The sequence below is a fragment of the Paenibacillus sp. N119s genome (assembly GCF_059447605.1).
The window spans coordinates 1-8,033 of sequence record NZ_JCAJRU010000224.1 but is presented as its reverse complement, the minus strand read 5'-3'; the positions used below and the strand labels follow the sequence as shown (position 1 = coordinate 8,033).

The 8,033-nt window shown below is 49.0% G+C and carries 3 protein-coding genes and 1 pseudogene; 3 read left to right on the top strand and 1 reads right to left on the bottom strand.

Going from position 1 to position 8,033, the window contains the following annotated elements; all coding sequences use genetic code 11:
* Positions 1 to 676: 676 nt before the first annotated feature.
* From AC5V8P_RS20660 to AC5V8P_RS20650, 3 genes are all read left to right on the top strand, one after another.
* Positions 677 to 2,905: a glycoside hydrolase family 3 N-terminal domain-containing protein gene (locus AC5V8P_RS20660; RefSeq protein ID WP_269203115.1), complete on the top strand. Its 2,229-nt coding sequence runs from the start codon at positions 677 to 679 to the stop codon at positions 2,903 to 2,905.
* Positions 2,906 to 2,918: 13 nt separating this feature from the next.
* Positions 2,919 to 6,359, top strand: coding sequence for a GH36-type glycosyl hydrolase domain-containing protein (locus AC5V8P_RS20655; protein WP_064795645.1), 3,441 nt, complete (start codon positions 2,919 to 2,921; stop codon positions 6,357 to 6,359).
* 166 nt (positions 6,360 to 6,525) lie between these two features.
* A complete protein-coding gene (locus AC5V8P_RS20650; RefSeq protein ID WP_063206914.1) occupies positions 6,526 to 7,530 on the top strand; it encodes a LacI family DNA-binding transcriptional regulator in 1,005 nt (334 codons plus the stop codon).
* Between the two features lie 93 nt (positions 7,531 to 7,623).
* On the opposite strand, the pseudogene AC5V8P_RS20645 reads toward AC5V8P_RS20650, so the two are convergent.
* Positions 7,624 to 8,033: pseudogene (locus AC5V8P_RS20645) on the bottom strand (hypothetical protein); the annotation flags it as partial.

The following is an 8,033-nucleotide window of genomic DNA, read 5'->3' as shown; positions in this document are numbered from 1 at the left end:
ATAAGGTGATGGTGGTCTTGCCATTCGCATCTTTGCCGGATGAATCATCCTTGGATGAACAGCCTACCAGCGCGCCTCCCAGTAACAAGGTGCTTGCCAAAATGATCCCCAACGTTCTTTTCATCATACGAATTCCTCCCGAGATGATCAGTTTACTGATCATGCAATATGATAAAACGGATTCAAATGCTAGAGTTTTGCAGAAAATCAATAGCAACTTCCCATAAATAATATATAGATCGAAATGGTCTGTTTCGTCTATATATTGCGCTTTGGAGCGTTTAAAATCAAATTCTGCAAAATCCTTGTACACGTAAAAACATAGCATTTAAAGCATACGGTTGTAACAATTATGTTTAAAACCTAAGGACCATACCCATCAATAGAAACGTTTCGATAGTCATTATAGAACAAATTGAAACCGTATTCAATAGGGTTATTATATTTTATTTTTCCTGAATCGCGGCTTTTTTTCATTCGTTTCATCTTTATTACGCTATTTATCCTATATAAAAGCTCCTATATTGGATTTGACTCTCCTTTTGAAAGCGTATATAATCCAACTGAGTTCAGAAATAGAAACGTTTCGATTAATGATAAAACAGAAGATTATGCTTCTATACTAGCTATTAGCCTGTTCAGCACTTTTTTGAATCAACTTTATCCAAAAAATCTCATGAATCTGAAAAAGAGAGCTGTCGACCAACAACACAGCTTATGGAGGATTATGATGGAACAACACCTGAATTCCTTTCTACAAAACATGACGCTTGAAGAAAAAGTCGACCAACTGCTACAGCTTGTGGGTGGCTTTTTTGAAGAAGCCGGCACAGAGGGCCAAATTACCGGGCCTATGGCTTCTCTCGGTATCACAGAACAAACGGTCCACAATGTTGGTTCTGTGCTCGGTCTTGCAGGAGCCCAGGAAGCGATCCGTGTTCAGCAGGCTCATTTGCGTAAAAACCGCCTAGGTATTCCACTTTTAATTATGGCAGATATTGTACACGGCTTCAAAACGATTTTCCCGATCCCGCTGGCCATTGGCTGTTCATGGGATATGAAGCTGGCAGAGGAGAGCGCCACCATCGCTGCCCGGGAAGCAGCTGTATCCGGTGTTCACGTCACATTCGCTCCTATGGTCGATCTGGTACGGGACCCACGCTGGGGCCGTGTGATGGAATCTACTGGCGAAGACCCTTATCTCAACAGTCAATTTGCCCGTGCGTTTGTGCGCGGATTTCAGGGTAAAGATCTGACGAAGGATACCGAGCGGGTAGCCGCATGCGTGAAGCACTTTGCTGCCTATGGAGCTGGTGAAGGCGGGCGGGATTACAATACCGTAGATGTATCGGCATGGCAGCTGCGAGAGTATTATCTCCCCTCCTACAAAGCTGCTTTGGATGAAGGCTGCGAAATGGTGATGACGTCCTTCAATACCGTAGAAGGCGTGGCCGCAACGGGCAATAAGCGTCTGATGCGAGATCTGCTTCGTGATGAATGGGGCTTTGACGGTGTACTCATTTCAGATTGGGCCGCGATCAAAGAGCTTATTCCTCACGGCATCGCCGAGGATGAACGGGAGGCGGCGAAAAAGGCGTTGCTGGCAGGCGTAGATATTGAAATGATGACCTCCTGCTATAACGGACACCTGGCTGAGCTGGTTCGCAGCGGAGAGCTGGATGAAATGCTCGTTGATGAAGCAGTGATGCGTATATTGAAGCTTAAGCAAAAGCTGGGCTTGTTCGAACATCCGCTGCGCGGTGCAGACCCTGAGCGTGAGCGTGAAGTTGTGTTCTGCGAAGCCCATCGTGCGGTTGCTAAAGAACTAGCGATTAAATCATGCGTGCTCCTCAAAAATGATTCTGTGCTTCCATTAAATCGCAATCAACATATCGCGTTGATCGGACCTTTTGCAGAAAGCGGCGATATCTTGGGCTCTTGGTCGTGGAGCGGTTCACAAGAGGAAGCCATCCGTGTTGTTGAGGGGTTCCAATCCAAAATATCCTCCTCGCTGCTCACGGTTGCGACAGGATGCTCTGTAGACGACATAACTGAGGAGCAATATGCAGAAGCTCTGCATGCTGCCAGTCAAGCAGAGATCATCGTATTGGCGCTTGGTGAGCGCTCGGATATGAGTGGTGAAGCAGGCAGCCGTTCGAATATTCGCCTGCCGCAAGCCCAGTTGGAATTGGTGAAGCGCCTGAAGACACTGAACAAACCCATGGTAGCCGTACTGTTTAATGGTCGTCCATTGGATCTGCACGGCGTCATTGAAGAAGCAGATGCTGTACTGGAAGCCTGGTTCCCTGGTGGCGAAGGCGGCGCGGCGATTGCCGATTTGTTATACGGCGATGCCGAACCTACGGGGCGTCTGACGATGTCTTTCCCGCAATCGGTCGGACAGGTGCCTGTGTATTATAATCATTTTAATACAGGACGTCCGCAGTTAGATCCGAACACAACAGAACGTTACGTGTCCCAGTATCTAGATATACCGAACGAACCTTTATTCCCGTTCGGCTATGGTCTGAGCTATACCGATGTAGCCTATAACAGCGTACAGCTTTCCGGCGATATCCTTATTCCCGGTCAAGAACTGACCGTTAGAGTACAGGTAACGAACACAGGAACACGTCCAGTCGAGGAAACGGTTCAGCTCTATGTCCGTGATATCAGCGGGGATACGGTTCGACCAATGAAAGAACTGAAAGATTTCTGCAAAGTCCTGCTTGCCCCAGGCGAAAGTCAGGAAGTGGAATTTACATTGACCGAGCCTCAGCTGCGCTATCATCATGCAGATTTGAGTTTTGACAGTGACAGCGGTGAATTCGCCGTCTTTACAGGACCTAACAGCCGAGATACTACTGAAGGCCGTTTTCGGTTAGTAAAAGAAACAGGAAAGTGAGGCGTTCCCTTTGATGAATACAAGTCTGGATCAAAATATTTTGCTGCGAGCCGGAGACCTGTCCTTTACCTTCTTAAGCAGCGGTGATGTATACAAGATTGCCCACGGCTCAACGATGATCAACCAACTGTTGACCAATTCAGTCGATGGTTCCCTGAACAATCTGTACTTGAGACTGTATCGTCCTTCCGGTGTAAGCATTACTCCTCTGCTTGGAGTTCGTTCACCTGGCGTAATCCGACAAACAGATCAGCAGATTATTTGGGAAGGTTTCACTGCCGGTGTAGGCTATCAGGTGACCTTCACACTCAGCCGCCTCGGAGTATGGTTCTGGGATGTAACCCTACAGGGCGATGACGTTGAAGCAGATATTGTGTACGGTCAGGACCTCGGCATTGCCGATACCGCTGCTGTACGCAGTAATGAAGCTTATTTGTCTCAATATATTGACCACACTGTCTATCATGATGAACAAAGAGGCTATACCGTTTGTTCCCGTCAGAATCAGCCGCAAAGTCAGGCATTTCCTTATATTCAACAAGGCTCGTTAACCCGCACTGTCGGATACTCGACAGATGGGTTTCAGTTCTTTGGACTTTCTTACAAGGAAACGAATGAGCCGGAAGCACTCCGCCGCGATTCGCTCGCCAATGAAGTGTACCAATACGAATTTGCTTATACAGCGCTGCAATCTGAGCGGGTAAAACTCGCCGGGGAAGCTCGCTTTACATTTTACGGTCTGTTCCAGCCGAACCATCCGGCCGCAGTGACGAAGCTGGAGTATCAGGAGCTGGTGACCAAAGCACGTGAAGAAGTAGCGGCCGTGCTAGCGGACGCTTCCGCGAACATCATCCCAGCGCGCATCGCAAGTGAGTTCCAGGCAGAGCGCGTAGCTCCAGCGCAAACCATCGGTGAGCCACTGTGCACACTGGATTTGACCGCTGCCGAAGTGGAGCAGCTTTTCCCAAAACGCCAGGAAGAAGAGCGGGATGGTGATGAACTACTTTCCTTTTTTACGGAAAACTATGAGCATATCGTACTCAAATCCAAAGAGCTTCGTGTAGAACGTCCTCACGGACACATTTTAATGGGTGGGCATTACTCTGGAGGTAAGGAAGAAACCATTACAACGACCTCCTATATGTGCGGGGTATTCAATTCCCAGCTCGTGATCGGCAATACGAATTTCAACAAGATGATCACCAACGTACGTAATGCGCTCAATATTCCTAAGACATCCGGTCAACGTATCTACGTCGGCATTCAAGGAAAATACCACCTGCTTACCATGCCTTCCCTGTTTGAGATTGGCTTTAATTATGTGCGCTGGTATTACAAAACGGCTGACGATACATTCATTATTACAAACCATACGAATGCTGATCGCCCGGAAATACGGCTTCACATGCGTTCGGCAAGCGGCAAAGCTTACCCATTCCTGATCACTCAGCAAATGTCTATGCATGTGAACGAATATGAGCTTCCATTTCATATGGAACGCGAAGGTGACGACCTGCTCTTTAGAGCTGATTCCGCTTCCCTAAGCGCAGAGGCTTATCCGGATCTTTTGTACCGAATGCATGTAGCAGGCGCTCCATTACAGCAGGTAAGCGACGCTCACGCACTCCTGCGGGGCAAGGCTTCACCTGATGCATCCTTGGTCGTGCTGGAACTAGGTGAGAGCAGCGAATGGACCTGCACGGTACAGGGTTGGCTGCATGGCCGTTCGTCCGGGAAAGACCCAGCACGCAAGGAGCCTCACGCCTCCTTTGAGGAGGAGCGCGAGCGCTACCGGGAATATTTTGCCGAGCTTATGAATGGCTTCCATCTGACACTTGGTCAACAGGAAACGAGCGAGCTATTCCGTGTGAACGCCGTGGCCTGGTGGTACACCCACAATATGCTCGTCCACTACTCTGTACCTCACGGTCTGGAGCAATACGGCGGAGCAGCTTGGGGAACACGCGATGTATGTCAGGGACCTGTAGAATACTTCTCGGCGGTGCAAAAGTTTGATGAGGTTCGTTCCATTTTGCTAACGGTATTCAGCCACCAGTATGAAGACACTGGAAACTGGCCGCAATGGTTTATGTTCGACAACTATACTCACGTACAGCAAAAAGAAAGCCATGGGGATATTATCGTTTGGCCGCTCAAGGTATTGGGCGATTATTTGACCGCGACCCGTGATTACAGTATTCTGGAAGAAAATGTTCCTTACACTCATCGGCATACTTTCGATTATACCAAGCAGACCGCGACTCTCATGGAACATGCCCTGAAGGAGATCGAATATATTCGGGAGAATTTCCTGCATGACACGTACTTATCGGCTTACGGTGACGGCGATTGGGACGACACCCTCCAGCCAGCCAATGCGCAGCTGAAGCAATACATGGCGAGCAGCTGGACGGTCGCACTCACCTACCAGGTGGTTCGTAACTTTGCTGCTGCGTTGGAGCAAGCTCCAGCCAACGTAGTAAGCGGAGCTGATAAGATCGCACAAGATTTACATCAGATGGCGAACGGCATTCGTAAAGACTTCAATCGCTACATGCTGGAGAGCGGAATTATCCCGGGCTTCGTATATATGGAAGAGCCTGGTCAACCTAAGCTCATGCTCCATCCGTCCGACACCGAGACGGGAATTCACTACCGCTTGCTGCCGATGACACGCAGCATGATTAGCCAGTTGCTCACGCCTGAGCAAGCATTGGCTCATGAGCAGCTCATCCGCGAGCAGTTTCTCTGCCCGGATGGTGTGCGTCTGATGAACCGTCCTGCACAATATGACGGTGGCGTGAGTTCGCACTTCAAGCGTGCAGAGCAAGCGGCCAACTTCGGACGTGAAGTCGGGCTGCAATATGTACATGCCCATATCCGCTTTGTGGAAGCGATGGCCAAGTTAGGACGCAAGGATGACGCTTGGCACAGCCTGAAGCTCATCAATCCGGTCGGCATCCGTGCGACCGTACCGAATGCCGACTGGCGCCAAAGCAATGCCTATTTCAGTAGCTCGGATGGTAAATTTAAAACCCGCTATGAAGCACAGGAGCGGTTTGGTGAACTACGGGAAGGAGCCGTCCCCGTCAAGGGTGGCTGGAGAATTTATTCCAGCGGTCCGGGAATCTACATGAATCAGCTCATTTCTAATGTTCTCGGTATTCGTCAGTCAGGCGAGGACCTGATTCTGGATCCTGTGTTGCCGGACGATCTCGACGGATTGGAATTTAGATTTTCCTTTGCAGGAAAACCCGTCACTTTTGTTTATCGCATGCTGCAAGAGCATACGAGCGGTGAACAAGGCCGTACAGTGTTGAACGGAGTCCCTCTGGAAAGCGAGCCCGCTGATGATAATCGTTACCGTTCCGGTGCCTTGCGTATCAAACGTGAGACCTTCGAGCAGGCATTAGCAAACCATGACGGTGTGCATCGTCTGGAGATTATTTTATAAAACTGAATGATATCGCAAGCAAAATCAGGTATAGCAACAAAGGGATGGCGATCTTACGGGATCGCCCTTTGCTGCTTGCATGTAGAACTACGACATTTGGAATAGATATGTGGTTAATAATGCATATACAATAGCACATATAAGACGGACACAAGGAGGTGACGCTGTGGTCAGCATTAAAGATATCGCCAAACAGGCGGGCGTTTCTATATCTACCGTTTCATATGCTTTGAACGGTAGCGATAAGGTAACAGAGGAGACTTGCGCACGTATTTTGGCCATTGCCAAGGAGCTTAATTATGTGCCAAATGCCGCCGCACGCAATCTCAAGAAAAGGCAAACCAAAATTATTGGCGTTTTTCTCACAGATTTTCGCGGAGACGTTTATGGAGATTTACTTTACGGCATCAAGGAAATTTTAAACCGCAAGGGCTATGACCTCATTGTATGCAGCGGCAAGCAATCACATCGAATGCTGCCAGAACGCATGATTGATGGAGCCATCGTACTGGATCAGACGTTTGATAGTCAGGAGCTGCTGAACTACGCCGAGCGCGGACATAAAATTGTCGTATTAGACCGCGAATTGAATCACCCCAACATTAACCAGGTGCTGTTGGATAACAAAGCAGGTGCCGCGCTCGCAGTAGAGCATCTCTTGGAATTGGGACACCGCAAGCTATATGTTGTGACCGGACCGGAAGGCTCTTATGATTCATGGCAGCGGATGCAGGCGGTCAAGCAGACCATTGAGCGCAGCGGTGTCGCCGAGATGGTCGAAATTGGCGGCAATTTTGAGAAATCCGGCGGCGAGCAGGCGGCCGAGATCATTTTACAGCAGCAGGCTGACCCGGATTCGGAGCCTGTAGCCGTATTTTGCCTCAATGATGAAATGGCCGTAGGTTTTTACAATCGAATGGCCCAGTCAGAGCTTACCATTGGCAAGGATGTTCATATCGTCGGCTTTGATAATATCGAGCTGGCGCAATATATTCAGCCCCGGCTGACCACGATAGACTATTCCAAGCGCAAATGGGGCGCTGTAGCCGCCGAACAGGTTCTCAAAATCATTGCCGGGGAAGACGTGGAGCATGAACGGTTGTACGTTACGCTTGTTCAAAGAGAATCGGCAGGCGCAGCATCCATCTTCCAAGACCAACAGAATCCCTGATGAACAGCACAGAGGTACCCCACCCACCAACTCCAAAAAAAAGAACTTCCACTGTCCCAAAAATGGGTTGGAAGTTCTTTTGGCTGTACTTATTTAACCTAACAAAACCTCAATTAAATTCACCAACGACCTTAAAGGATTTGCAATCGTTCGCCCTGTCTCCAGCTCCACCTGTAACGCAGCGTCGACCATGGATAACTGTGCTACAGCTAGCCCTCTGCTTGGATCAGCTTTCCTCAGTTCATGCAATGAACGAACGAGCAATTCCTCATACTCATCTTTGCGCCCCTGCATAATCAGTTCAAAGGCGTTCTCCACCACCTTGACCTCTATCAAAGAAGAGAGGTTCGGCTTGCCTAACAGACTGGCCGTATGACAAAGACGCTTCATCGTCCCCTCTACGGTAGCTGGATTCGTGAAGACCAAGGTGCGTGGCAGCAAATCATCGCACATCTCATGAAAAAAGGGCTCATCCAGTGCGACTATTGGGGTAGACATGGTCC

What these genes read in the sequence shown, in the direction of transcription:
- AC5V8P_RS20660 (WP_269203115.1), top strand. Translation starts at nt 677, where the DNA reads ATGAATCTGAAAAAGAGAGCTGTCGACCAACAACACAGCTTATGGAGG.
- AC5V8P_RS20655 (WP_064795645.1), top strand. Translation starts at nt 2,919, where the DNA reads ATGAATACAAGTCTGGATCAAAATATTTTGCTGCGAGCCGGAGACCTG.